This is a genomic window from Prosthecomicrobium pneumaticum (assembly GCF_014199915.1).
Lineage (GTDB): Bacteria > Pseudomonadota > Alphaproteobacteria > Rhizobiales > Kaistiaceae > Prosthecomicrobium > Prosthecomicrobium pneumaticum.
Window position 1 is genome coordinate 108,333 of sequence record NZ_JACHOO010000001.1, and the last position, 22,427, is coordinate 130,759.

A 22,427-nucleotide genomic window follows, 5' to 3' on the forward strand; every position below is an offset into this window, starting at 1 on the left:
GCGTCACGGCGCCGGCCGAGGCGCTCGAGCCCGCGTCGGATCGAAGCGCAGCAGGCGCAGCGCGTTGGCGGTGACGAGGACCGTGGCGCCCGTATCGGCGAGGATCGCCGGCCAGAGGCCGGTGACGCCGACCAGCGTGGTGACGAGAAACACCGCCTTCAGCCCGAGCGCGATCGTGATGTTCTGGCGCACATTGGCGAGCGTCCGGCGCGACAGCGCGATCATCGCGGCGAGATCGGTCAGCCGGCCGTGCAGCACCGTGGCATCGGCGGTTTCGAGTGCCACATCCGTGCCGCCGCCCATTGCGATGCCGATATCGGCCGCGGCGAGCGCCGGCGCGTCATTGATGCCGTCGCCCACCTTGGCGACGCGGCGGCCGGCCTGCTGCAGTTCCTTGACGACCGCCTGCTTGTCCTGCGGCAGCATCTCGGCGCGATATTCGAGGCCGAGGTCGCCGGCGATCGCCGCCGCCGTGCGGCGGTTGTCGCCGGTGAGCATCAGTGTCTCGATGCCGGCGCGCTTCAGCGCGGCGAGGCCGGCCTTCGCGTCGGCCCGCGGCTCGTCGCGCATCGCGATGATGCCCGCGAGCCGGCCGTCGGCGACGACGAGCGAGACCGACTTGCCCCCGTCGTGCAGGGCGGCGATGCGAGCGCTGTCCTCCTCGGAGAGCGGCGCCCGCTCCGCGGCGGCGCCCGCCGAGCCGACGAAGACCGACTTGCCGCCGACCCGGCCGACGACACCCTTGCCGGCGATCGCCGCGGCGTCCGCCGCCGGCGGCACCGGCGCCTTGCGGGCCTCCGCCGCGGCGAGGATGGCGAGGGCGAGCGGATGGCTGGAGCCGTTCTCGAGCGCGGCGGCGAGCGACAGCGTCTCGCGCTCCGAAAGGCCGATGGCGATCAGGTCGGTGACCACCGGACGCCCTTCGGTCAGCGTGCCGGTCTTGTCGAGCGCCATCACGTCGATCGTGCCGAGCCCTTCGAGCACCGCCCCGCCCTTGATCAGCAGGCCGCGCCGCGCCCCGGCCGACAGCGCCGCGGCGATCGCGGCGGGCGTCGAGATGACGAGCGCGCAGGGGCAGCCGATCAGGAGCACGGCGAGGCCCTTGTAGATCCAGGCGCCCCAGTCTGCGCCGAAGGCGAGCGGCGGAACGATCGCGACGAGCGCACCGAGCGCCAGCACGGCGGGGGTATAAGCGGTCGCGAAACGGTCGATCAGCCGCTCGGTCGGGGCCTTCGCCTCCTGCGCCTCCTCGACGAGCCGCACCACCCGCGCGATCGTGTTGTCCTCGGCCGCGGCCGTCACCCGGACGCGCAGCACCGCATCGGTGGCGATCGTGCCGGCAAAGACCGCGGCGCCCGGCCCTTTGCGGACGGGCACGCTCTCGCCGGTGACCGGCGCCTCGTCGATCGCACCCGTCCCTTCGACGATCTCGCCATCGGCGGCGATCCGGTCGCCGGGACGCACGAGGATGACCGCGCCGACGGCGAGGTTCGCGGCGGGCACCTCGCGGGTGCCGCTCGCCTCTTCGAGGAGCGCGGTCTTCGGGACGAGGGCGGCGAGCGCCTTGATGCTCGCCCGCGCCCGGTCGGCGGCGATGCCTTCGAGCAGCTCGCCGACGAGGAACAGCAGCACGACCGCGGCCGCCTCCTCGGTGGCGTCGATCAGCACGGCGCCGACCGCGGCGATCGTCATCAGCGTCTCGATCGAGAACGGCGTGCCGTTGAGGCCGGCGACGACGGCGCGCCGTGCGATCGGCACGAGCCCGATCAGCAGCGCGACGAGGAAGGCGGGCATCTGCCAGGCCGGCACGACGAGGCCGATGCCATAGGCGGCGGCGAGCGCCGCGCCGCAGAGAAGGGTCAGGACGACGCGGCGGTTCCGCCACCAGGGGCCGTCGCCGACGGGGTGCGCATGGGCATGGCCGTGCGCGCCGCCGGAAGCGTGCTCATGGCCGGGCTCGTGGCCGTGGCCATGGTCGTGAGGAGCGGCATGAGGGTGATCGTGATGGTCGTGGCCGTGATCGTGCGCCGCATGGTCGGGTCCGTGTCCGGGGCTGCCCGATCGGGGCGCCGGCTTTGCGGTGCCGGCTCCGGGCTCGATGCCGTAGCCGAGCCTGCGCACCCGGCTTTCGATCGCAGCGGCAGGGAGGGCGTCGGCGTGGCGGAGCGTCAGCGTGCCGGCCGTCGCGGACACCGAGACATCGGAAATGCCGGGGATGCGACGCACCGCGTTCTCGATCTTCACCGCGCAGGCGGCGCAATCCATGCCGGAGATGCGATAGCGGGTGAGATTCTCGGCCATGGCCGCGGCTCCTTGTCGGTTCGCTGCGGATGCTGCATCCTCTAGTCACTAGAGGAGCAAGCACAATGTTGGACGATCTTCCGATCGGCCGGGCGGCCGCCCTTTCGGGCGTGAAGGTACCGACCATCCGCTATTACGAGCAGATCGGCCTCTTGCGGCCGGCACCACGGAACGAGGGCAACCGGCGGCGCTATGGCGCGGATGACCTCAGCCGGCTCGGCTTCATCCGGCACGCGCGCCAGCTCGGTTTCGAGCTCGATCAGATCCGCGAGCTGATCGCGTTGAGCGAGGAGCCGGAGAGCCCCTGTGGCCGGGCCGATGCGATCGCGCGCCGCCAGCTCGCCGACATCGACGACCGTGTGCGGCGCCTGCTCGCGCTGCGGGCCGAACTCGCCCGGATGACCGAGGGCGGCTGCCATGGCACGATCGCCGAGTGCCGGGTCATCGAGGTGCTCGCCGATCACGGCAAGTGCGCCCATCATGGCGTCGATGAGGCGGCGTGAACCGAAGGCGCCTCAGGCGGCGTCGGGGTCGAAGCCCTCGAAGGTGATCTGCGCGCCGACCGCCTTCGCCTTCTCCCTCTGCGCGCGCGTCCGCACCGTCCAGGTGATCAGGCCGACGCCGAACCATGCCTCGAGGAGCCGCGTCTCGAAGGTCGGCAGATCGTCGATCGCGTAGGAGACGAAGGCGGGCTGGACGGCGGGCGCGGCGAGCAGATGACGGAGAGCGAAGCGGCGCGGCGGGGAGAGGAAGTCCCAGTCGGGCCCCTTCCGGTAGGCATCGGCGACGAGGCCACGGGGAATGCCCGGCAGAAGCCGCTTCATCGCCCTCATGGAGTCGGGATCGAACGACATCACGACGGCCGGCCCGCGATAGGCGGCGAGGATCGGTGCCACCGCGGCCTCGAGCCGGCGGTCGCCGTCGAACAGGCTCTTCAGTTCGAGAACGAGCGGCACCGCCCCGGCGACGAGGGCGAAGAGCTCGGCGAGGGTCGGGATGCGCTCGACGCCGTCGCGGAAGCGGAGCGCCCGCAACTCGGCGAGCGTCATGGTGTCGACGCGGCCGCTGCCGTGCATCAGCCGGTCGACGGTGTCGTCGTGGAAGACCACCACCTCGCCGTCGGCCGTCCGCTGCAGGTCGACCTCGATCGAAAAGCCGCGTTCGGCGGCCGCCGCCGCGGCGCCGAGCGTGTTCTCGACCCGCCCCGCCGCGGCGTCGTGATAGCCGCGATGGGCGATCGGCCGCGCGGTCAGCCAGTCGGGCGCGCGCATCGCATCACGCGATTTCGAGGACCGCTTCGACCTCGACCGCGACGTTGAACGGCAGTCCGGCGACGCCGACGGCCGATCGGGCGTGGCGGCCGTGCTCGCCGAGCACCTCGACGAGGAAGTCCGATGCGCCGTTCACCACCTTCGGCTGATCGCCGAAATCGCCGAAGGAATTGACGAAGCCGACGAGTTTCACCACCCGCTTGATCCGCTCGAGATCGCCGAGCGCAGCTTTCGCCTGGGCGAGGATGTTGATCGCGCAGAGCCGCGCCGCGGCCCGGCCCGAGTCGAGCTCGACATCGCGGCCGAGCTTGCCGATGAATTCCGGGCCGTTCGGCCCCATCGGCACCTGGCCCGAGATCCACAGCCAGCCGCCGCTCTCGACGGCCGGCACGTAATTGGCGACGGGCGGGGTCGGCGTGGGCAGGACGACGCCGAGCGCCGCGAGGCGCTCTTCGATCGGGCTGGTCATCGGGAGGCTCCTCGGACGGGACAGGGGACCGATGTCGCCCAAAACGCCGCATGCCGCAAGGCTCTTCCGCCGCCGTTCGGCCATTTTTGCCGAGGCTCATCGGCAAAGAGGCAACCCGTTTCGGCGGGTGGACGGCAGGGGCTGTTGTGGTTCAATTTGGTGGCGCCGGCATCCTCCGGCGGGAAACGGCCTCGGCAATAATGAAGAAGCGCAACACCCACCTTCTGGCGGCGACCCTCCTCGCCGGTGCCACGATCGCCGCCGACGGGTCGGCGGCGGCCGCGACGGCCGATCTCGCGCTTCACCGCGCCGTCTACGACCTGTCGCTCGCCGACAGCACCGACGATTCGGCGATCGGCGGCGCGGCGGGCCGCATGGTCTACGACGTGTCTGGCTCGGCCTGCGACGGCTACACCACCAATCTGCGCTTCGTCACCCAGATCAGCGACACGGAGGGCAATGGCCGCGTCACCGACGTGCACACCTCGACCTTCGAGGATGGCGCCGGAAAGCGTTTCCGCTTCGCCACGCGCACCTATGTCGACGGCAATCTTTCAGAGGATACGGTCGGCTCCGCCGACCGGTCCTCAGGTTCGGTCCGGGTCCAGTTGAGCAAGCCGGAAAAGAAGAGCTTCGACCTGCCCGCCGCAGTCCTTTTCCCGACCCAGCACCTCGCGGCCCTTCTCCAAGCGGCCGAAGCGGGCCGGCACTTCGTGCAGATCGATCTCTTCGACGGGTCGGACAAGGGCGACAAGCCCTATGCCACGTCGGCCGTGATCGGCGCGGCGCTGACCGGGCCGGATGCGCTCGCCGATGGCGGCGCGGCGACCAAGGCCGGGATCGACGCGGTGGCCCGCTGGCCGGTGACGCTCTCCTATTTCGACGGCAAGGCGGCAGCGAACGGCGAGGAGACACCGGTCTACGAACTGTCCTTCCTGCTCTACGAGAACGGCATCACCCGGCGCATGAAGCTCGACTATGGCGGCTTCGCGCTCGAAGGCCGGTTGGTGAATCTCGAAATCCGGCCGCAGGAAGAGGCTTCCTGCGGCGAGCGCTAAAAGGTCAGCGAACCCGCACGACGGGAGAACGCTCCGGCAGGGTGATGCCGGCCCGCTTCGCGATCAGGGCGGAGCGGGCGGCGATCTCGCCCAGCAGGGCGTCCTCGTCGATGCCGAGCACGCGCCTGCCGCGCATGATCCACCGGCCTGCGACCATCGAATCGGTCACCGCCCGCGAGTGCATGGCGTAGACGAGCGTCGAGACGAGGTCGTGCACCGGCAGGACGCCGATGTCGCGCGGGTCGATCACGATGAGGTCGGCCGCCTTGCCGACCTCGAGACTGCCGATCTCATCGTCCCAGCGCATTGCCCGCGCGCCGGACACCGTCGCCATTTCGAGCACGCGCTCGGCGGGCAGGACCAGCGGATCGGCGCGGTGTCCCTTGTGGATCAACGCCGCGAGATAGATCTCGTCGATCATATCGGACCGGTTGCAGCAGGGCGGGCTGTCCGTGCCGATGCCGACCGGCACGCCGGCCGCGACGAGATCGGGAATCGGCGCGAAGCCGAGGATGCGCATGTTGGAGGAGGGGCAGTGCACGGCCGGCATGCGATGCTCGGCGAACAGCTCGACCTCGCGCGGCGTCAGCCACACGCAGTGAATGCCCATCAGATTGGGCCCCATCACGCCGAGCCGGGCGAGATGTTCGATCGTCGAGGCGCCGCGCGTTTCCTGCGCATAGGCGTTCTCGGCCGGCACTTCGGCGACGTGCATCTGGATCGAGGTGCCGCGCGAATCAGCAATTTCCTTCGTCTTCAGAATCAGTTCGTCGGAGCAGTTGAAGATCGTTCTGAGGCCGAAGAAGTGGCGGATCCGACCGTCGGCCGCGCCGTGCCAGCGGTCGTGCTCGTCGATCTGGCGGCCGAGCACCGTCTCGGTCGGCTGCACCCAGCCGGCCGGCAGGCCTTCGCCCGTATCCATCGAGGAACGGCAGAGCGCGGCGCGCAGCCCGAGCTGGATCACCGCCCGGCCCATCGCGTCGACGTGCTGGCCGCCCGCTTCCGAGAATGTGGTGACGCCGGAGCGGATCATCTCGACGCCGAGGGCGAGCGTCGACAAGTGCTGGTCGTCCTCGGTCAGATGGCTCTCGAAGGGCCAGATCCGGTCGCGCAGCCAGGTGAGCAAATCGACATCGTCGGCGATGCCGCGGCCGAGCTGCTGCGAGGTGTGGACATGAGCGTCGACGAGGCCCGGCAGAACGATGCGGCCGGAGAGATCGACGATCTCGGTGCCCGGCGGCAGTTCCGCATCGGAGAGCGCCCCGATCGCCGCGATACGCCCGCGCTCGACGAGGAGATCGGCATCCGCAAAGATCTCGCGGCGGCCATTCATGCTGACGATGGTCGCGTTCCGCAGCAGCACGCTCATGCGAGCACCTTCGCGACGGCGTCGTCGAGCGCGTCGTAATGGCTGATCACCACGTCGGGCGAAAGTTCGGTGACGGGGACCGGCGTGTAGCCGAAATCGACGGCGACGACCGGGATGCCGGCGGCACGCGCCGTGTCGATATCGGTCGCCGAGTCGCCGATCATCACCGCCCGGGCCGCGTCGCCGCCGGCCCGACGGATCGTCTCGGTCAGCATCAGCGGGTCGGGCTTGCGCACCGCGAAGGTGTCGGCGCCGCAGATCGCGGCGAAGCGGGGAGAAAGCCCGAGCGCATCGAGCAGGCGGAGCGACAGGTGTTCGAGCTTGTTGGTGCAGACCGCGAGCGCGAAGCCGCGCGCCGAAAAGCGGTCGAGCGCCGCCTCGACGCCGGGAAACGGCCGGCTCGCGACCGCGATGTTGGCGCCATAGTGTTTGATATAACGGGCGAGCAGCGCATCCACCTCGTCGGGCGCGCGCTCCGCCCCCTTCGCGGCCAACGCCCGCTCGATCAGGACGCGCGCGCCGTGCCCGACCATCGCGCGCGTCTGCGCCCCCGTCACCCCGCCGAGCCCCGCCTCCTCGAGCACGACATTGAGCGTCGCGACGAGATCGTCCGCGGTGTCGACGAGCGTGCCGTCGAGATCGAATACGAGAATGGGGGAGGTCATCGGAGTGCCATTGAGAGGGGAGATGCGCGCAGACTGCCGCCATCCGGCAGAGCTCACAATGGGATTTCCGTAGCCGACCTACTCGACGAGGCCGGGGCGATGGCCGCTCACCGGCTCCGCTCCATCGTCATCCGGGCTGTCCATAACCCGCACCCTCAGGGCAGAAAGCGGTCGAAGAAGGTCGGCGTCTTGGTCCGGATCAGGTGGCAACCCCAGCTCGCCTCGAGGAGCCGGCGTTCCTGCGAGAAGGGATTCGCTGCCACCTTGAGGTAGTAGGATGCCCGATAGCGCCGCGAGGTCGACCAGGTGTGCCAGCCCCGCCCGGACACGAAATAGGTCAGGATCGGCGCGAAATTCCATCGCTGATCGATCTCGTGGACGCGCTTCCTCCTCCACGCGACGGCATTGAGCGCGCCCTGATCGGCGATTCCCCATACGCTCGGATCATCCCCGGTCTCGTACGCCTCGAGAAGCAGATCGGCACCGTTCGGGCCCACCACGACGAAGCCCGTGTTCCCCGTCCATTCGACCGCGGCATTGTGCGTATTGGTCTGGACCGCGTCCCGGGCGAGACCGATCTCGCCTTCCGGTATCGCCGGCAGTGGCGGGGCCTTGCCGCTCACAAGCAGGTCATCGTCGACGATGGCGTAGACATCGAAGTCCCGGAACCGCTGGGGCACCATCAGCTTGCCGTAATGCGGCAGCCGTCCGGGCTCGTGAAGCGGCTCCTTGATCAGGACGCAGGAATAGTCGTTCCGGCTCGCCCAGCGCGCGAGCCGCGGGAACGAGAATGTCCGTCAGATGATCCCGTCTCCCGGCCGAGAGCATCGCTACGAGTGTCCGCACCTGGGTCCCCCGGGGTCCTTCGATCGCAAGGCCGCGCCGACAATAGGCAGAGGAACGCGCGGAGCAAGGGGAGCGATGTCCTCCCGGCAAGCGGCGGTTGGCGGGGCGTCGCGCGGCATGCTAAGGAGGCCGCGCTCCGGGGAGGTGCCGTGACGACATCGAGCGAAGATCTGAAGCGCAGCGCCGCGCTCGCGGCGCTCGATCATGTCGGCGAGGGCATGGCGCTCGGCATCGGCACCGGCTCGACCGCGGCGCACTTCGTCCGCGCCCTGGGTGCACGCGTGCGCGACGGGCTCGGCATTGTCGGCGTGCCGACGTCCGAGGAAACGGCGCGGCTCTGCGCCGCCGAAGGGATTCCGCTCACCACCCTCGACGACACCCCGCATCTCCATCTGACGGTCGACGGCGCGGACGAGATCGACCCGGCCCTCCGGCTCATCAAGGGCGGCGGCGGCGCGCTGCTGCGCGAGAAGATCGTCGCTGCGGCCTCCGACCGGATGATCGTCATCGCCGACGGCTCGAAGGCGGTTCCGGTGCTCGGCACCTTCCCGCTGCCGATCGAGGTCAATCTCTTCGGTCTCGGCGCGACCTTGCGCGAAATCGGGCTGCTCTCCGCCGAACTCGGCCTCGAAGGCCCGATCCGCCGCAGGCTCGGCCGCGACGGCGAGCCCTTCGTCACCGATGGCGGACATGCCATACTCGATGCATGTTTTGGCCGCATTCCCGATCCAGAAGCCTTGGCCGCCACGCTCAACACGATCCCCGGCGTCGTCGAGCACGGCCTGTTCATCGGCCTTGCCACGCAAGCCGCGATCGCCCGCACGGACGGGGTCGAATGGCTTCCGGCGCGAGAAGCAAACCGTCCACACGGAGCCCGTCCATGACCTTGTTCAGATCCACCCTCCGCGCGGCCGTTCTCGCCGCCGCGCTTTCGACCGGGGCGGTCTTCTCCGCCCATGCGCAGGAGGTGACGCAGAGCCATCTCGACGCTGCGCTCGATGCCGTGACCTCGGCGAAGACCTCGCGCGGCTTCGACAACGTGCTTCCGCTCCTGTCGCAGCAGACGCAGAACCGGCTGATCCGGCTCCGGCCCGACCAGCACACGGTGATCGCGGACGTCGTCGAGGCCCAGGTGCTGACGCTCGTCGCCCGCCGCCGCGATCTCGACAACGATGTCGCCCGCATCTGGGCGAAGCACTTCACCGAGCAGGAACTGAAGGACATTGCCGCCTTCTACAAGAGCGAAGCCGGCAAGAAGCTCGCCGATATCGGCCCGCGCGTGGTCGGCGAGACGCTGCAGTCGGTCAAGGGCTGGTCCGACCGCGTCGGCGAGGAGCTCTATGAGAAGTCGCTCGCCGCACTGAAGGAAAAGGGCGTCGAGTTCTGAGCCGAACGCCGGCTGGAGTGGCGCGCCACGCATGGCCGCCATGCGCGGCGGCTGTGGACGCGGGCAGGCGCGCCGCCTACATGGCGCGGAGCGATGGTCCGTTCCGCGTGTCGCGGCGGCGGTGATCATTCCGCGGGGCGAGGGGCCATGAGCGAATTCGACGTCGATCTCTTCGTCATCGGGGCGGGCTCGGGCGGTGTGCGGGCGGCGCGGATCGCGGCGCAGCACGGCGCGCGGGTGATGGTCGCCGAGGAGGACCGGGTCGGCGGCACCTGCGTCATCCGCGGCTGCGTGCCCAAGAAGCTCCTCGTCTACGCGTCGCAGTTCTCCGAGCATTTCGAGGACGCCGCCGGCTATGGCTGGACGGTCGGCGAGACGGACTTCGACTGGCCGACGCTGATCGCCGCCAAGGATCGCGAGATCGACCGTCTCTCCGAAATCTATATCCGCAATCTGGAGCGGTCGGGCGCCACCCTGATCCGGCAGCGCGCCGAGTTCGAGGACGCGCACACCGTCCGGCTCGCCGATGGCCGTTCCGTGCGGGCGCGGGTCGTGCTGATCGCCACCGGCGCGCGGGCCTATCGCGATCCGGCGCTGCCCGGCGCCGAGCACGCCATCACCTCCAACGAGGCATTCCATCTCGCCGAACTGCCGAAGCGCATCGTGATCGTCGGCGGCGGCTACATCGCGGTCGAGTTCGCCGGGATATTCAACGGCCTCGGCGCCGAAGTGACGCTCGTCCATCGCGGTGCGTCGATCCTGCGCGGCTTCGACGGCGAGGTGGCGCGGATGCTCGCCGACGAGATGGCGGCGAAGGGCGTCCGCTTCCTCCTCGGCGAGACGCCGGCGAAGATCGAGAAGACCGCCGAGGGCCTGACGCTCGTCACCGACAAGGGCAGCGTGTGCGCCGTCGACCAGGTGATGCTCGCCACCGGCCGACGGCCGAACACCGACGGGCTCGGCCTCGACAAGGCGGGCGTCGCGCTCGATGGTGCCGGCGCGGTGATCGTCGACGCGGCCTCGCAATCGAACGTGCCGTCGATCTATGCCGTCGGCGACGTCACCAACCGGATCAACCTGACGCCGGTCGCCATCCGCGAGGGCCACGCCTTCGCCGACACGGTCTTCGGCGGCCGGCCGGTCACCGTCGACCACAGCGACGTGCCGACCGCCGTTTTCTCGCAGCCGGAGATCGGCACGGTCGGCCTCACCGAGGAGAAGGCGCTCGCGCTTTACGATTCGGTCGACGTCTACCGCACCCGCTTCCGGCCGATGAAGCACATCCTTGCCGGCCGCGACGAGCGGATGCTGATGAAGCTCGTCGTCGACGCCGAAACCGATCGTGTGCTCGGCGCCCACATCCTCGGCCCCGATGCCGGCGAGATGGCGCAGCTCCTCGGCATCGCGGTGAAGATGCGGGCGAAGAAGGCCGACTTCGACGCCACCATGGCGGTGCATCCGACGGCGGCCGAGGAACTCGTGACGCTGCGCGAGCCGAGCGAACGGCACCGGAAGAGGGCGTAGCCGCCTCAGGAGACTGCGCGGCCCACGCTCCGCGATCGCCCGGAACGGTGGGATCGGTCCTCGCCGCCCCCGAACACCCGCCACCCCGGCCTCTGTGCCGGGGTCCACCGCCGCCACCGCGCACACCCGTCATCCCCGGCGCGCCGCAATGAGCCGGCGTACGCCGGGGGAGACGACCGCGCCCGGCACATCGACCCGCGCGCTTATGGATGCCGGCACGGAGGCCGGCATGACGGGTGGAGCAGGCCGTTCTCAGACACCGGACGTCCGCATGACGGCGAAGGCGGATCGTGCCGCGCACCGGCGACCACGGTTCGTCCGACCCTCCGATAACTGCGCGGCCAACCGGCGGCCACCGTCAACCGGACAGAGGTTCGGCTTTCGAGGTGGCGCCGTCCGCCCCGCGCGTGTATATGCCTGCCTTTCTGGCCCAAGGGAGGCGGCGTCGTGCCTGGAGCGCAGGCATGGAGGCGCCGCCGGGCATTGGAGTGACGACGATGGTCAAGCACTGGAGACCCGACAGCTGGCGCGCCAAGCCGATCCAGCAGGTGCCCGCTTATGCCGATACGGCCGCCCTCGAGGCGGTCGAGGCCCGGCTCTCCAGCTATCCCCCCCTGGTTTTTGCAGGTGAGGCGCGCAAGCTCAAGAAGGGCCTCGCGGCGGTGGCGCGCGGCGAGGCGTTCCTGCTGCAGGGCGGGGATTGCGCCGAGAGCTTCGCCGAGCACCATCCCGACAACATCCGCGACTTCTTCCGCGTCTTCCTGCAGATGGCGGTGGTGCTGACCTTTGCCGGCGCCATGCCGGTGGTGAAGGTCGGCCGCATCGCCGGCCAGTTTGCCAAGCCCCGTTCGGCGCCGAACGAGACGATCGACGGGGTGGAGCTGCCGAGCTATCGCGGCGACATCATCAACGACATCGCCTTCACGCCCGAGGGCCGTCATCCCGATCCGAACCGGCTGGAGATGGCCTACCGGCAGTCGGCGGCGACGCTCAACCTGCTGCGCGCCTTCGCGCAGGGCGGCTATGCCAATCTCGAGCATGTGCATCAGTGGATGCTCGGCTTCGTGAAGGACAGCCCGCAGGGCCATCACTATCAGGAGATCGCCGACCGCATCTCCGAATCGATGGCCTTCATGCGCGCCTGCGGCATCGATCCGGACACCACGCCGTCGCTGCGGACGACCGATTTCTTCACCTCGCACGAGGCGCTGCTGCTCGGCTTCGAGCAGGCGATGACGCGCGTCGATTCGACGACCGGCGACTGGTACGCCACCTCCGGCCACATGCTGTGGATCGGCGACCGTACCCGCCAGCCGGACCATGCGCATGTCGAATACATGCGCGGCGTGAAGAACCCGATCGGGCTGAAATGCGGTCCGTCGCTGACGCCGGACGGCCTGATCGAACTGATCGACCTCCTGAACCCCGACAATGAGCCGGGCCGGCTGACGCTGATCTGCCGCTTCGGCGCCAACAAGGTGTTCGACCATCTGCCGCAGCTGATCCGCGCGGTGGAGCGGGAAGGGCGTTCGGTGGTCTGGTCGTCCGACCCGATGCACGGCAACACGATCAAGGCGGCGACCGGCTACAAGACCCGGCCGTTCGATCTGATCCTGCGCGAGGTGAAGAACTTCTTCGACGTGCACAAGGCCGAGGGGACGCATCCGGGCGGCATCCATATCGAGATGACCGGCAAGAACGTCACCGAATGCACGGGCGGTGCGCGGGCGATCACCGACGAGGACCTGTCGGATCGCTACCACACGCATTGCGACCCGCGGCTCAACGCCGATCAGGCGCTCGAACTGGCGTTCCTCGTCGCTCAGCTGCTGAAGGCGAGCCGGGTCGGCGAGGTGCGGAAGATCGCGGCCGTCGCCGGTCTCTGACCGCCGGCCGGACGTCACAAGAAGGGCGCGGGCCGATCGGTCCGCGCCTTTTTTCTTTGGTCGATCGTCGCCCCCCGAGGGCGCCCTGTCGCATCAGGCCGCCGGTGCGGCGCCGTCCTTCGTCACGCCATCGGCTCCCGGGCCGGTCGCCGGGGCGGATGCCCCCGCGGCTTCCTCGCGCTGGCGCCGGCAGGCGACGCACTGGTCGAGCATGCCGCGCGCGATCTCGTGCTCGCCGGTGATCGCGTTGTCGGCGCCGAGCCCAAGCAGATGTTCCGCTTCCGGGGTGGATCGGGCGCGTGCAACGATCGTCAAGCCGGGATTGCCGGCGCGGGCGCGGCGGATGAGATTGCCGGCCTCGAACACGTCCGGAATGGCGACGAAGAGATCGGCCGCCCCCTCGATGTCGGCGGCCTCGAGGGTCTCCGGATCGGTCGCATTGCCGATGATCGGCTCGAAGCCGTCCTGCCGGGCGCGTGCCACCGTGTCGTCCCGGTCGGCGATCAGCGCGATGTCGCGGCCGGCATTCCTGAGCCCCGCGGCGATCAGCGCACCGACCTTGCCGTAGCCGACCAGAATGGCGTGATCCTTCCGCGGCAGCGCGGCGGCGTCGGGCGCCTGGTCGGCGTCGGTCACCACGCCGGTCGCGGCCTCGGGCGGTGTCGCGCCGAGCGATCGCGCCGGCGCCGCGGCGGGCTTCTCGGCCGGCACGGCGGGCCGCGGCACGGCCGCCGGTGCAATGAGGCGTTCGACTACCGAGAAGGCGACGGGGTTGAAGAGGATCGAGAGGATCGCGCTGGCGAGGATCAGGTCGCGCCCTTCCGGCGGCAGGACGCCGAGCGCGACGCCGAGGCCTGCGAGGATGAAGGAGAACTCGCCGATCTGCGCGAGGCTCGCCGAGATCGTCAGCGCCGTCGCCCGTGAGCGGCCGAAGGCGACGACGATCAGATAGGCGGCGATCGATTTGCCGACGACGATGATCGCGACGGTGGCGATGACGAGCAGGGTCTGCTCGGTCAGGATCGCCGGGTTGAACAGCATGCCCACCGAGACGAAGAACAGCACCGCAAAGGCGTCGCGGAGCGGCAGCGTCTCCTCGGCCGCCCGCTGGCTGAGCGGCGATTCGCTCAGAACCATGCCGGCGAAGAACGCGCCGAGCGCGAAGGACACGTCGAAGAGCATCGCCGAGCCGTAGGCGACGCCGAGCGCAATGGCGAGCACGGCGAGGCGGAAGAGCTCGCGCGAGCCGGTGTGGACGACCCTGTGCAGCAGCCAGGGGATGAGGCGCCGGCCGACGATCACCATCAGCGCCATGAAGGCGGCGATCTTGCCGAGGGTGAGCGCGACGATCTCGGCGACCTGCGTCATGCCGGGTGCCGGCGCCTCGCCATTGCCGCCCGTCGCGCTGGCGAGCGCCGGCAGGAGAACGAGGGCCACCACCATCACGAGGTCCTCGACCACCAGCCAGCCGACCGCTATGCGGCCGCGCTCGGTCTCGACCAGCCTTCGTTCCTGGAGGGCCCGCAGGAGCACGACCGTACTCGCAACCGACAGCGACAGGCCGAACACGACGCCGCCGGTGACGCTCCAGCCGAGCAGGGTGGCGAGGCCGAGACCGAGCGCCGTCGCCACCGCGATCTGCACGACGGCGCCGGGGATGGCGATCGCTTTGACCGAAAGAAGGTCGCTGAGCGAGAAATGCAGACCAACGCCGAACATCAGCAGGATCACGCCGATCTCGGCGAGCTCCATCGCGAGCGCCGTATCCGCTACGAAACCGGGCGTGAAGGGGCCGACGACAACGCCCGCGAGGAGATAGCCGACCAGCGGGGAGAGGCGGAAGCGCTGCGCCAGCGCGCCGAGCAGGAAGGCGACGACCAGACCCACGACGATCGTCCCGATGAGCGGGGTGTGGTGCGGCATGAACCTCCGGGCGGCCGTTCGAGTTTGGGAACCTCTTGAACTTGGGGACTTGCTCCCCCAGAATCAACCATTATGGCCAAGATCGAGAGCACTTTTTTGGGCTCATCCCCCCTGCTTCCCTGCCAGTGCCGCGCCGCACGCGGCCTTCTGGACTGGACACAGGAGGAACTCGCAGACCGGGCCGGTCTTTCCCGCAGCACCGTCCGCGAGTTCGAACATGGCCGGCATGCCCTCCAGAGCGGTTCGGCGGAGCGGATCATTGCCGCGTTCACCTCTGCCGGTGTCGAATTGACGGGGGGAGGGGGCTCGGGTGCGGGGGTACGATTCCGCACTGCGGTGGCGCCGCCCGGCCAAACGGGCTAGAGGATCGAGGATGACCCGTCCGGACACGCTGAAGATCGCCCTCGCCCAGTTGAACCCGGTGGTCGGCGACGTGACCGGGAATCTCGAACGGGCGCGAAGGGCACGGATCGCCGCCGCCCGTCTCGGCGCGGATGCCGTGATGTTCTCCGAGCTCTTTCTCTCCGCCTATCCGCCCGAAGATCTCGTGCTGCGGCCGGCCTTTCAGGCGGCCTGCCGCCAGGCGGTCGAGTTGCTCGCCGCCGAGACGGCGGATGGCGGGCCGGCCGTGCTGATCGGCACGCCCTGGCTCGAGGAGGGAAGGCTCTACAACGCCTTCCTGCTGCTCGATGGCGGCCGGATTGTCGCGGTCCGACACAAGGTCGATCTGCCGAACTATGGCGTGTTCGACGAGAAGCGGCTGTTCGTGGCGGGCGCGGAGCCCGGGCCGGTGACGCTGCGCGGCGTGCGCGTCGGCCTACCGATCTGCGAGGATATCTGGGGTCCCGATGTCGTCGAGACGCTCGCCGAGACGGGCGCCGAAGTGCTCCTCGTCCCGAACGGCTCGCCATACTCGCAGGCGAAGGACGATCTTCGCCTCAACATCGCGGTCGCCCGGGTGGCCGAGAGCGGCCTGCCGCTCGTCTATCTGAACCAGCTCGGCGGCCAGGACGAGCTCGTCTTTGACGGTGGTTCCTTCGGCCTCCAGGCGGATTGCGCGCTCGCTTTCCAGATGCCGCAGTTCGAGGAACAGGTCGCTCTCGTCGAGCTGCGCCGCGAGGAGGAGGGCTGGCGGATCGCGTCCGGTCCGCTCGCTGCATGCCCCGAGGACGACGAGGCGCATTGGCGTGCCTGCGTGCTCGGCCTGTCCGACTATGTCGGCAAGAACGGCTTTCCGACCGTCGTGCTCGGCCTCTCGGGCGGCATCGATTCCGCTCTCGTCGCGGCGCTCGCCGTGGATGCGCTGGGGGCCGACCGTGTCCACGCGGTGATGCTGCCCTATCGCTACACGTCGTCGGAGAGCCTCGCCGCGGCCGCCGCCTGCGCGGCGACGCTCGGCCTGCGCTACGACGTGCTGCCGATCGCCGAGCCCGTCGAGGCGCTCAATCGCGCGCTCGCGCCGCTGTTCGCCGACCGGGCCGAGGACGTCACCGAAGAAAACCTTCAGTCGCGCGTGCGCGGCACGATGCTGATGGCGGTGTCGAACAAGTTCGGCGCTCTGCTCCTCACAACCGGCAACAAGTCCGAGATGTCGGTCGGCTATGCGACTCTCTATGGCGACATGAACGGCGGGTTCAATCCGATCAAGGACCTCTACAAGACCGACGTCTATCGCCTCGCGGCCTGGCGGAACGTCCATCGGCCGGCGGGCATGCTCGGGCCGGAGGGCGTCGTCATCCCGCCCGAGATCATCGCCCGCGCGCCGTCGGCCGAACTGCGCGAGAACCAGACCGACCAGGATGCGCTGCCGCCCTATGAGGTGCTCGACGACATTCTGCGCTGCCTCGTCGAAGGCGAGATGCGGGTGCAGGACGTCGTCGCCCGCGGCCACGATCCCGCGACGGTGGCGCGCGTCGAGCATCTCCTGGCGGGCGCGGAATACAAGCGCCGGCAGGCGGCGCCGGGTATCAAGATCAGTGACCGCAATTTCGGCCGCGACCGGCGCTATCCGATCACCAACCGTTTCCGCGATCGTCCCATCGCCTGAGCGCGGTCATCTGAACGATCGAAAAGGAAAAGGCGGCCCTCCGGCCGCCTTTCCTATCCCACGTCCCGTGTGGCGCGATCAGCCGTGCACGTCGGCCGGAGGAACCGGCGCCGTGGCCGTGTTGGCACGGCCGTCATCGGCCGGCGCTCCGGAATTCCCGTAAACCGCCTGCGGGTCCGGCTGGACATTGCCGATCACGGTCACCTTCGTGCCGAGCGGCACGCGGCCGTAGAGATCGATGATGTCGTGGTTGAGCAGGCGGATGCAGCCGGAAGACAACGACTTGCCGATCGACCACGGCTGATTGGTGCCGTGCAGGCGGTAGAGCGTGTCCTTCTTGCCCTGGAAGAGGTAGAGCGCGCGCGCGCCGAGCGGGTTGCGCGGGCCGCCGGGCATGCCGTCGGGCCACTTCGCCGCTTCGGGGTCGCGCGCCTGCATCTCTTTCGGCGGATGCCAGCGCGGCCACTCGCGTTTCGCCTGGATCGCCGCGTCGCCCGACCAGGCGAAGCCATCGCGGCCGACGCCGACGCCGTAGCGGATCGCCTGGCCTCCCTCGAGGATCAGATAAAGGTAGTGTGCCGGGGGATCGACGACGATCGTGCCGGGCTCGTTCGGAATATCGAACGGCACCGAGACGACGCGTCGGTAAAATTTCGGGTCGATCCGGGTGAGATCGATCGCCGCGATCGGGAACGGCTCGGTGTCGATCGGGCCGTACATGCTCGCATATTCGGAATCGACGATCGGCCCCGGCGCTGCCGCCATCGGCCGCCGGGTGGCGGTCGACTGGCAGGCCGCCAGAACGAAGGGGATGCCGATCACGAAACTGCGGCGGCTCAGGCCGCCGGTCTTCCTGGAAGTTGGCTTCGTCTCGCTCAAAGCCGGCCCTTTCGCCCTAGTCCCAACGATGCGGTTGTCAACCGCCGACCGCGCATTCGGTTCGCTCGCCGCGTCACCCCGCCGCGGCGGTCCCATTCAGGAGGATCGGCCAAGACGGACTTGATCCGTGTTTTGAAGCGCGTGCGCAATGATAATTCGGCCACACTGACGCGGCAAACGTCGCGCTGCGGCAAAGATCGGGGTGCGCCTGGTTGCAGCGCGGCGCCGGTGAATCGGATAGACAGGCACCTTGATCATTCCGGGAGCCGAAATGCGCTGGTCGCCCCAGCAGGAAGCGGCGCTCGCCGCCGTGTCGCGTTGGCTGAAGCGCGGTGATTCGCAGATCTTCCGCCTGTTCGGCTATGCCGGAACGGGAAAGACGACGCTCGCCCGCCACATTGCGGAGGGCCAGGACGGCGACGTCGCCTTCGCCGCTTTCACCGGCAAGGCCGCCCATGTGCTGCGCCAGAAGGGTTGTGAGGGCGCCGGCACGATCCACAGCCTGATCTACCGGCCGCGTGCGGTGGAAGCGGAGGAGGAGACGCCGACCTTCGCGCTCAACCGCGACAGCGCCGCGGCGAAGGCCGATCTGATCATCATCGACGAATGCTCGATGGTCGACGAGGAGCTCGGCCGTGATCTCCTCTCCTTCGGCACGCCGGTGCTGGTGCTCGGCGACCCGGCGCAGCTGCCGCCGGTGAAGGGCGGCGGCTTCTTCACCGAGGCCGAACCGGACGAGATGCTGACGGAAGTCCACCGGCAGGCGCAGGACGACCCGATCATCCGCCTGTCGATGGCGGCGCGGGTCGGGGAGGGACTCGATTACGGCGTCTATGGCGAGACGAGCGTCATCCCGCGCCGTGCCATCGATGCCGAGCGCATCCTCGCCGCCGATCAGGTGCTCGTCGGCACCAACCGGACGCGCCGCGCCTATAACGGCCGCATCCGCGCGCTGAAAGGCCTGCTCGACCCGATGCCGGCGGCGGGCGACAAGCTCGTCTGCCTGCGCAACGACAAGCAGAAGGGCCTGCTCAACGGCGGCACCTGGACGGTGACGATCGTCTCGCCGCCCCGCAAGGGGCTGCTCCGCCTCTCCCTCGTGCCCGAGGACGAGCCCGGCGGCCGCTCCGTCCGCGTCTCGGTCAATCCCGCCTTCTTCGAGGATGGCGGCGAGGGGCTCGCCTGGCCGGAGCGGCGCAAATCCGACGAGTTCGACTACGGCTATGCCCTCACCGTGCACAAGGCGCAGGGCTCGCAATGGGACGACGTCGTGCTCTTCGACGAGGGCTTCGCCTTCCGCGAGCACCGCGACCGCTGGCTCTATACCGGCATCACCCGGGCGGCGAAGCGGCTCACCATCGTGCGCTGACTGCGGCCCGCGCGGCGCCCCTTACTGTGCGTAGTAATAGGACGGCCCGACCCTTCGCACGGTCTCCGGATCCTTGGTCTCGCTCGCGAGGCTCGCCACCGGCGTCTCGGCGGGCGGCGGCGGAACCGCGTCGCGCGGATCGAATTCGCCGTCGAGATCGGCCTGGGTTTCCGGATCGGCGCCCGGCATCGGCTTGCGCGCCGGAACCGGCGGGGTGCCGGGCGCGAGCATCGCGGCGAGCGCCGCGGCATCATAGCCGCCCGCCATCGCGGTCATCGGCGCGCCGGCCGCACTTTGGCAGCCGCAGCTCGGATTATAGCGGCTGCGATAGGCGAAGGCCTGCGGCAGGTCGGAATAGCGCGCGCCGGTCGGCGTGACGGCCGATCCGACATCGTCGGAGCCCGACCGGTAGGCATAGAGCGCGACGTCGGTCCCCGGGCAGCGGGCGCGGCAGGTCGCCTCGTCATTGGCGAAATTCGACGAACTGGTCGAATAGCTGATCGGGAAATAGAAGCCGTCGCAGGTGCGCACACAGACCGTGCGATAGCCGGAGCCGCTCGGCGTGCTCGGCTCGTCCTCGCGATAGTCGTCCCAAGGGTCGCCGGAACGGTCTCCCGGCACCCAGATACCTTGGGAATTGTAATAGCCTCGGCGGGAGAACAGGCCGAACCGGTCGCGCGGGGCATAGCGGGCATATTGCGGCCCGCAATCGTTCTCGGCGAGGGCGCGCAACAGACCGCCGCGCTCGCCGCGCTCCGAGCCGCCATTCGCCGAGCTGGCCTCGAGCCGGCGGAGATTCGCCTCCATGCCGCGGATCCGGTCGAGCAGCGCGTCGCAACCCGCATCGCCGCGCGACTTGAAGAACAGGAAGCCGCTGCGGCAGTCGGCTCGGTGCGCCTCGGCGCGAGCGCTGCGCAGGGCCGCCCGCTGTTCGCGGATCGCCCGTGCCGTGTCGCGCGCACCACCGCCCTCGACCGCAGAGAGCCGTGCCTCGAGCCGGGCACAGATCGCCGAGGCGGCGGCAGCGGCATTCCCCGCGAGCCCGCACAAAAAAACGGCAAAGATGGCCGCACTCAGTCCGCCTCGGATCATGGGTCGCTCGGTCGTTTTGATGAAACGTCGTCGCTTCCTGCCCCCATTGGCGGGATAGCACGCGCACAACGCCGGCGATAGGGTTTGGATCGACGGCGATATCTGTCATCAGCATCTTTGATTGGCCGCCCGGCGCCGGTCTGCCTATAGTCCGCGCTTCGCCGGCTGCGGCTGGCCATTTGTTGATCAAACACCTTCGGTGCACGCCATGACGACCGCCGTCCATACGGCCGGCCGCGAGGATGCGTCGCTTCGTCCCTGGGCCGCCGAGGCCCGCGCGACGCTGGCGCTGTCCTGGCCGATGATTCTCACCAATCTCGCGCAGACCGCGCTCAACGCGACCGACGTCATCCTGGTCGGCTGGATGGGCGGTCATGCGCTCGCCGCGGCCGCGCTCGGCACCAATCTCTATTTCGCGCTGCTGATCTTCGGCATCGGCCTTACCGGTGCGACGGCGCCGATGATCGCGCGGGAGCGCGGCCGCAACCGCCATGCCGTGCGCGAGGTGCGCCGTACGGTCCGCCAGGGCCTTTGGGCCTCGGTCGCCCTTGCCGTGCCGTTCTGGCTCGTGCTGTGGCACACCGAGGCGATCCTGCTCGCCTTCCGGCAGGAGCCGCGCCTCGCCGCCGATGCCGGCATCTATATGCGCGGCCTGCAATGGGCGCTGCTGCCCTTCCTCTTCTATCTCGTGCTGCGCTCCTTCGTCGCCGCGCTCGAGCGGCCGATGTGGTCGGTGGCGGTCGGGCTGATGGGGGTGGCGGTCAATGCGGTCGCGGTGTGGGCGCTGGTCTTCGGGCATTTCGGCCTGCCCCGCATGGGCCTGCTCGGCGCCGGCATCGGCTCGACGCTCGCCGCGACGATGATGGCGCTCGGCATGGCGCTCGTCGTCTCGGTCGACCGCCGCTTCCGGCGCTATCGGCTGTTCGGCCGCTTCTGGCGGGCGGATTGGGGCCGCTTCCGCGAGCTGTGGCGGCTCGGCCTGCCGATGGCCTTCGCGATCTGCTTCGAGGTGACCGTCTTCAACGCCGCGGTCTTCCTGATGGGGCTGATCGGTGCCGATTCGGTGGCCGCTCACGCCATCGCGATCCAGATCGCCTCGCTCACCTTCATGGTGCCGCTCGGCTTCAGCCAGGCCGTGACGGTGCGGGTCGGCCGGGCCTATGGCGCCGGCGACCGCGAGGCGATCCGCCGGGCCGGCTGGGTCGCGTTTGCGATGACGATTGCCTTCATGAGCGTCACCTGCGCCGTGATGATCCTCGCGCCGGGCGTGCTGATCGGCGCCTTCATCGACCGCGCCGATCCGGCCAATGCCGAGGTGTTCGCGCTCGCCGTGGTCTTCCTCGGCGTCGCCGGCATCTTCCAGATCTTCGACGGCGCGCAGGCGGTGGTCGCCGGCATGTTGCGCGGCCTGCACGACACGCGGGTGCCGATGATCTATGCCGGCCTCGGCTTCTGGGGCGTCGGCCTGTCCTCGAGCGTCGCCTTCGGCTTCGGGCTGGGGCTCGAGGGGCTCGGCATCTGGATCGGCCTCGCCTGTGGCCTCGGCGTCGTCGCCGCGCTGCTGATCGCGCGCTGGCTGCGGCGCGACCGGCTCGGCCTCGAACGCGGCGGCCACCGCGCCGTTGCGCCGGCGCATTGAGGGGGAGGGCGCACGAGCGGGCCTCGCAGCGGACGGGCGGCGTGACCATATTCCGGCGATCGTCATCCGGAGGCCCGCCATGCGCCGTCTGCTGCTCGCTCTCGTCCTCGCCTTCTGCGCCGCTGCGCCCGCGGCGGCGGAGGGGCCGGATCTCATCTTCCGCGAATCGACGACGTTCCGCCTGCTGACCCCGAACGACAAGATCGGCGTCTACGGCATCGACGATCCGGAGGTGGAGGGCGTCGCCTGCCACTTCGCGGCGGCCGAGCGCGGCGGCGTCTCGGGCTGGCTCGGCCTCGCCGAGGAGACGTCGGACATATCGCTCGCCTGCCGGCAGGTCGGGCCGATCGCGTTCAAGGGCAAGATCGACCAGGGCGATGCGGTGTTCCGCCAGCGCCGCTCGCTGTGGTTCAAGAAGATGCAGATCGTCCGCGGCTGCGATCCGGAGCGCAACGTGCTCGTCTATCTCGTCTATTCCGACAAGCTGGTCGACGGCAGCCCGAAGAACTCGATCTCCTCCGTGCCGATCATGCCCTGGGGCGACGCGCCGGCACCGCAGTGCAAGGATTTCGTGAAGGACTGATCGGTCACGGCGCCCCGCCCGGGCGCCGCTGTCACGGCTGCGGAGCGGGCGCCCGGTGGCGCCCGGGAGGAAGGGCTCACGCCCGCCATCCGGTGCAATCCTGTGTCGGTCGAGCGGCT

The 22,427-nt window shown here is 69.6% G+C and carries 20 protein-coding genes; 11 read left to right on the forward strand and 9 right to left on the reverse strand.

The window, feature by feature from the left end:
- Window positions 1-3: 3 nt before the first annotated feature.
- Window positions 4-2,301: a heavy metal translocating P-type ATPase gene (locus tag GGQ63_RS00550; RefSeq protein ID WP_183851650.1), complete on the reverse strand. Its 2,298-nt coding sequence runs from the start codon at window positions 2,299-2,301 to the stop codon at window positions 4-6.
- Between the two features lie 65 nt (window positions 2,302-2,366).
- On the opposite strand from GGQ63_RS00550, the gene GGQ63_RS00555 reads away from it, so the two are divergent.
- Window positions 2,367-2,804 (forward strand): MerR family transcriptional regulator, encoded by a 438-nt coding sequence (locus GGQ63_RS00555; protein WP_183851651.1) that lies wholly within the window; start codon window positions 2,367-2,369, stop codon window positions 2,802-2,804.
- A 12-nt stretch (window positions 2,805-2,816) separates the two neighbouring features.
- On the opposite strand, the gene GGQ63_RS00560 is transcribed toward GGQ63_RS00555, so the two are convergent.
- Window positions 2,817-3,572, reverse strand: a complete 756-nt coding sequence (locus tag GGQ63_RS00560; protein ID WP_183851652.1) for a glycerophosphodiester phosphodiesterase family protein — start codon at window positions 3,570-3,572, stop codon at window positions 2,817-2,819.
- A gap of 4 nt (window positions 3,573-3,576) precedes the next feature.
- Window positions 3,577-4,041: a RidA family protein gene (locus tag GGQ63_RS00565; RefSeq protein ID WP_183851653.1), complete on the reverse strand. Its 465-nt coding sequence runs from the start codon at window positions 4,039-4,041 to the stop codon at window positions 3,577-3,579.
- Window positions 4,042-4,241: 200 nt separating this feature from the next.
- On the opposite strand from GGQ63_RS00565, the gene GGQ63_RS00570 reads away from it, so the two are divergent.
- Window positions 4,242-5,099: a cell envelope integrity EipB family protein gene (locus GGQ63_RS00570; RefSeq protein WP_183851654.1), complete on the forward strand. Its 858-nt coding sequence runs from the start codon at window positions 4,242-4,244 to the stop codon at window positions 5,097-5,099.
- 4 nt (window positions 5,100-5,103) lie between these two features.
- Here GGQ63_RS00570 and GGQ63_RS00575 read toward each other — a convergent pair whose 3' ends face one another.
- From GGQ63_RS00575 to GGQ63_RS00585, 3 genes are all read right to left on the reverse strand, one after another.
- The gene (locus tag GGQ63_RS00575; RefSeq protein WP_183851655.1) at window positions 5,104-6,468 is read right to left on the reverse strand and encodes an amidohydrolase; all 1,365 of its coding nucleotides are present in this window, start codon (window positions 6,466-6,468) and stop codon (window positions 5,104-5,106) included.
- On the reverse strand, window positions 6,465-7,133 hold the full coding sequence (gene gph / locus GGQ63_RS00580; protein WP_183851656.1) for a phosphoglycolate phosphatase: 669 nt from the start codon (window positions 7,131-7,133) through the stop codon (window positions 6,465-6,467). The genes GGQ63_RS00575 and gph overlap by 4 nt, the downstream gene beginning before the upstream one ends.
- A 155-nt stretch (window positions 7,134-7,288) precedes the next feature.
- On the reverse strand, window positions 7,289-7,816 hold the full coding sequence (locus GGQ63_RS00585; protein ID WP_183851657.1) for a hypothetical protein: 528 nt from the start codon (window positions 7,814-7,816) through the stop codon (window positions 7,289-7,291).
- Window positions 7,817-8,128: 312 nt separating this feature from the next.
- Here GGQ63_RS00585 and rpiA point away from each other — a divergent pair, with 312 nt between their 5' ends.
- The 4 genes from rpiA (at window position 8,129) to GGQ63_RS00605 (ending at window position 12,776) form a co-directional block, all read left to right on the forward strand.
- A complete protein-coding gene (gene rpiA, locus GGQ63_RS21895; RefSeq protein WP_343061046.1) occupies window positions 8,129-8,863 on the forward strand; it encodes a ribose-5-phosphate isomerase RpiA in 735 nt (244 codons plus the stop codon).
- Window positions 8,860-9,366, forward strand: coding sequence for a DUF2059 domain-containing protein (locus tag GGQ63_RS00595; RefSeq protein ID WP_183851659.1), 507 nt, complete (start codon window positions 8,860-8,862; stop codon window positions 9,364-9,366). Before rpiA ends, GGQ63_RS00595 begins: the two co-directional genes overlap by 4 nt.
- 147 nt (window positions 9,367-9,513) lie before the next feature.
- Complete coding sequence (gene gor, locus GGQ63_RS00600) at window positions 9,514-10,890, forward strand: glutathione-disulfide reductase (RefSeq protein WP_183851660.1); 1,377 nt, start codon at window positions 9,514-9,516, stop codon at window positions 10,888-10,890.
- 497 nt (window positions 10,891-11,387) lie between these two features.
- Window positions 11,388-12,776, forward strand: a complete 1,389-nt coding sequence (locus GGQ63_RS00605; RefSeq protein WP_183852573.1) for a class II 3-deoxy-7-phosphoheptulonate synthase — start codon at window positions 11,388-11,390, stop codon at window positions 12,774-12,776.
- Between the two features lie 93 nt (window positions 12,777-12,869).
- On the opposite strand, the gene GGQ63_RS00610 is transcribed toward GGQ63_RS00605, so the two are convergent.
- Window positions 12,870-14,699: a cation:proton antiporter domain-containing protein gene (locus GGQ63_RS00610; RefSeq protein ID WP_183851661.1), complete on the reverse strand. Its 1,830-nt coding sequence runs from the start codon at window positions 14,697-14,699 to the stop codon at window positions 12,870-12,872.
- 72 nt (window positions 14,700-14,771) lie between these two features.
- Between GGQ63_RS00610 and GGQ63_RS00615 the strand changes: the two genes are divergently transcribed.
- The gene (locus GGQ63_RS00615) at window positions 14,772-15,062 is read left to right on the forward strand and encodes a helix-turn-helix transcriptional regulator (protein ID WP_183851662.1); all 291 of its coding nucleotides are present in this window, start codon (window positions 14,772-14,774) and stop codon (window positions 15,060-15,062) included.
- Window positions 15,063-15,072: 10 nt separating this feature from the next.
- On the forward strand, window positions 15,073-16,746 hold the full coding sequence (locus tag GGQ63_RS00620; RefSeq protein WP_183851663.1) for an NAD+ synthase: 1,674 nt from the start codon (window positions 15,073-15,075) through the stop codon (window positions 16,744-16,746).
- 78 nt (window positions 16,747-16,824) lie between these two features.
- Here the strand turns inward: GGQ63_RS00620 and GGQ63_RS00625 are convergent, their stop codons facing one another.
- Complete coding sequence (locus tag GGQ63_RS00625) at window positions 16,825-17,625, reverse strand: L,D-transpeptidase (RefSeq protein WP_246429548.1); 801 nt, start codon at window positions 17,623-17,625, stop codon at window positions 16,825-16,827.
- Between the two features lie 271 nt (window positions 17,626-17,896).
- On the opposite strand from GGQ63_RS00625, the gene GGQ63_RS00630 reads away from it, so the two are divergent.
- Complete coding sequence (locus tag GGQ63_RS00630) at window positions 17,897-18,994, forward strand: ATP-dependent DNA helicase (RefSeq protein ID WP_183851665.1); 1,098 nt, start codon at window positions 17,897-17,899, stop codon at window positions 18,992-18,994.
- Between the two features lie 21 nt (window positions 18,995-19,015).
- Here the strand turns inward: GGQ63_RS00630 and GGQ63_RS00635 are convergent, their stop codons facing one another.
- Window positions 19,016-20,086 carry a DUF2865 domain-containing protein gene (locus GGQ63_RS00635; RefSeq protein ID WP_183851666.1) on the reverse strand — a complete coding sequence of 357 codons (1,071 nt, stop codon included), beginning with the start codon at window positions 20,084-20,086 and terminating at the stop codon, window positions 19,016-19,018.
- 208 nt (window positions 20,087-20,294) lie between these two features.
- Between GGQ63_RS00635 and GGQ63_RS00640 the strand changes: the two genes are divergently transcribed.
- On the forward strand, window positions 20,295-21,725 hold the full coding sequence (locus tag GGQ63_RS00640; protein WP_183851667.1) for an MATE family efflux transporter: 1,431 nt from the start codon (window positions 20,295-20,297) through the stop codon (window positions 21,723-21,725).
- Between the two features lie 79 nt (window positions 21,726-21,804).
- On the forward strand, window positions 21,805-22,308 hold the full coding sequence (locus GGQ63_RS00645; RefSeq protein ID WP_183851668.1) for a CreA family protein: 504 nt from the start codon (window positions 21,805-21,807) through the stop codon (window positions 22,306-22,308).
- Window positions 22,309-22,427 lie beyond the last annotated feature (119 nt).

Coding starts and splice junctions, on each gene's coding strand:
- GGQ63_RS00595 (WP_183851659.1), top strand. CDS start 8,860: ATGACCTTGTTCAGATCCACCCTCCGCGCGGCCGTTCTCGCCGCCGCG.
- GGQ63_RS00585 (WP_183851657.1), bottom strand. CDS start 7,816: ATGGTGCCCCAGCGGTTCCGGGACTTCGATGTCTACGCCATCGTCGAC.
- GGQ63_RS00560 (WP_183851652.1), bottom strand. CDS start 3,572: ATGCGCGCGCCCGACTGGCTGACCGCGCGGCCGATCGCCCATCGCGGC.
- GGQ63_RS00570 (WP_183851654.1), top strand. CDS start 4,242: ATGAAGAAGCGCAACACCCACCTTCTGGCGGCGACCCTCCTCGCCGGT.
- GGQ63_RS00645 (WP_183851668.1), top strand. CDS start 21,805: ATGCGCCGTCTGCTGCTCGCTCTCGTCCTCGCCTTCTGCGCCGCTGCG.
- GGQ63_RS00615 (WP_183851662.1), top strand. CDS start 14,772: ATGGCCAAGATCGAGAGCACTTTTTTGGGCTCATCCCCCCTGCTTCCC.
- GGQ63_RS00550 (WP_183851650.1), bottom strand. CDS start 2,301: ATGGCCGAGAATCTCACCCGCTATCGCATCTCCGGCATGGATTGCGCC.
- GGQ63_RS00620 (WP_183851663.1), top strand. CDS start 15,073: ATGACCCGTCCGGACACGCTGAAGATCGCCCTCGCCCAGTTGAACCCG.
- GGQ63_RS00610 (WP_183851661.1), bottom strand. CDS start 14,699: ATGCCGCACCACACCCCGCTCATCGGGACGATCGTCGTGGGTCTGGTC.
- GGQ63_RS00640 (WP_183851667.1), top strand. CDS start 20,295: ATGACGACCGCCGTCCATACGGCCGGCCGCGAGGATGCGTCGCTTCGT.
- GGQ63_RS00635 (WP_183851666.1), bottom strand. CDS start 20,086: ATGATCCGAGGCGGACTGAGTGCGGCCATCTTTGCCGTTTTTTTGTGC.
- gor (WP_183851660.1), top strand. CDS start 9,514: ATGAGCGAATTCGACGTCGATCTCTTCGTCATCGGGGCGGGCTCGGGC.
- GGQ63_RS00630 (WP_183851665.1), top strand. CDS start 17,897: ATGCGCTGGTCGCCCCAGCAGGAAGCGGCGCTCGCCGCCGTGTCGCGT.
- gph (WP_183851656.1), bottom strand. CDS start 7,133: ATGACCTCCCCCATTCTCGTATTCGATCTCGACGGCACGCTCGTCGAC.
- GGQ63_RS00575 (WP_183851655.1), bottom strand. CDS start 6,468: ATGAGCGTGCTGCTGCGGAACGCGACCATCGTCAGCATGAATGGCCGC.
- GGQ63_RS00555 (WP_183851651.1), top strand. CDS start 2,367: ATGTTGGACGATCTTCCGATCGGCCGGGCGGCCGCCCTTTCGGGCGTG.
- GGQ63_RS00565 (WP_183851653.1), bottom strand. CDS start 4,041: ATGACCAGCCCGATCGAAGAGCGCCTCGCGGCGCTCGGCGTCGTCCTG.
- GGQ63_RS00605 (WP_183852573.1), top strand. CDS start 11,388: ATGGTCAAGCACTGGAGACCCGACAGCTGGCGCGCCAAGCCGATCCAG.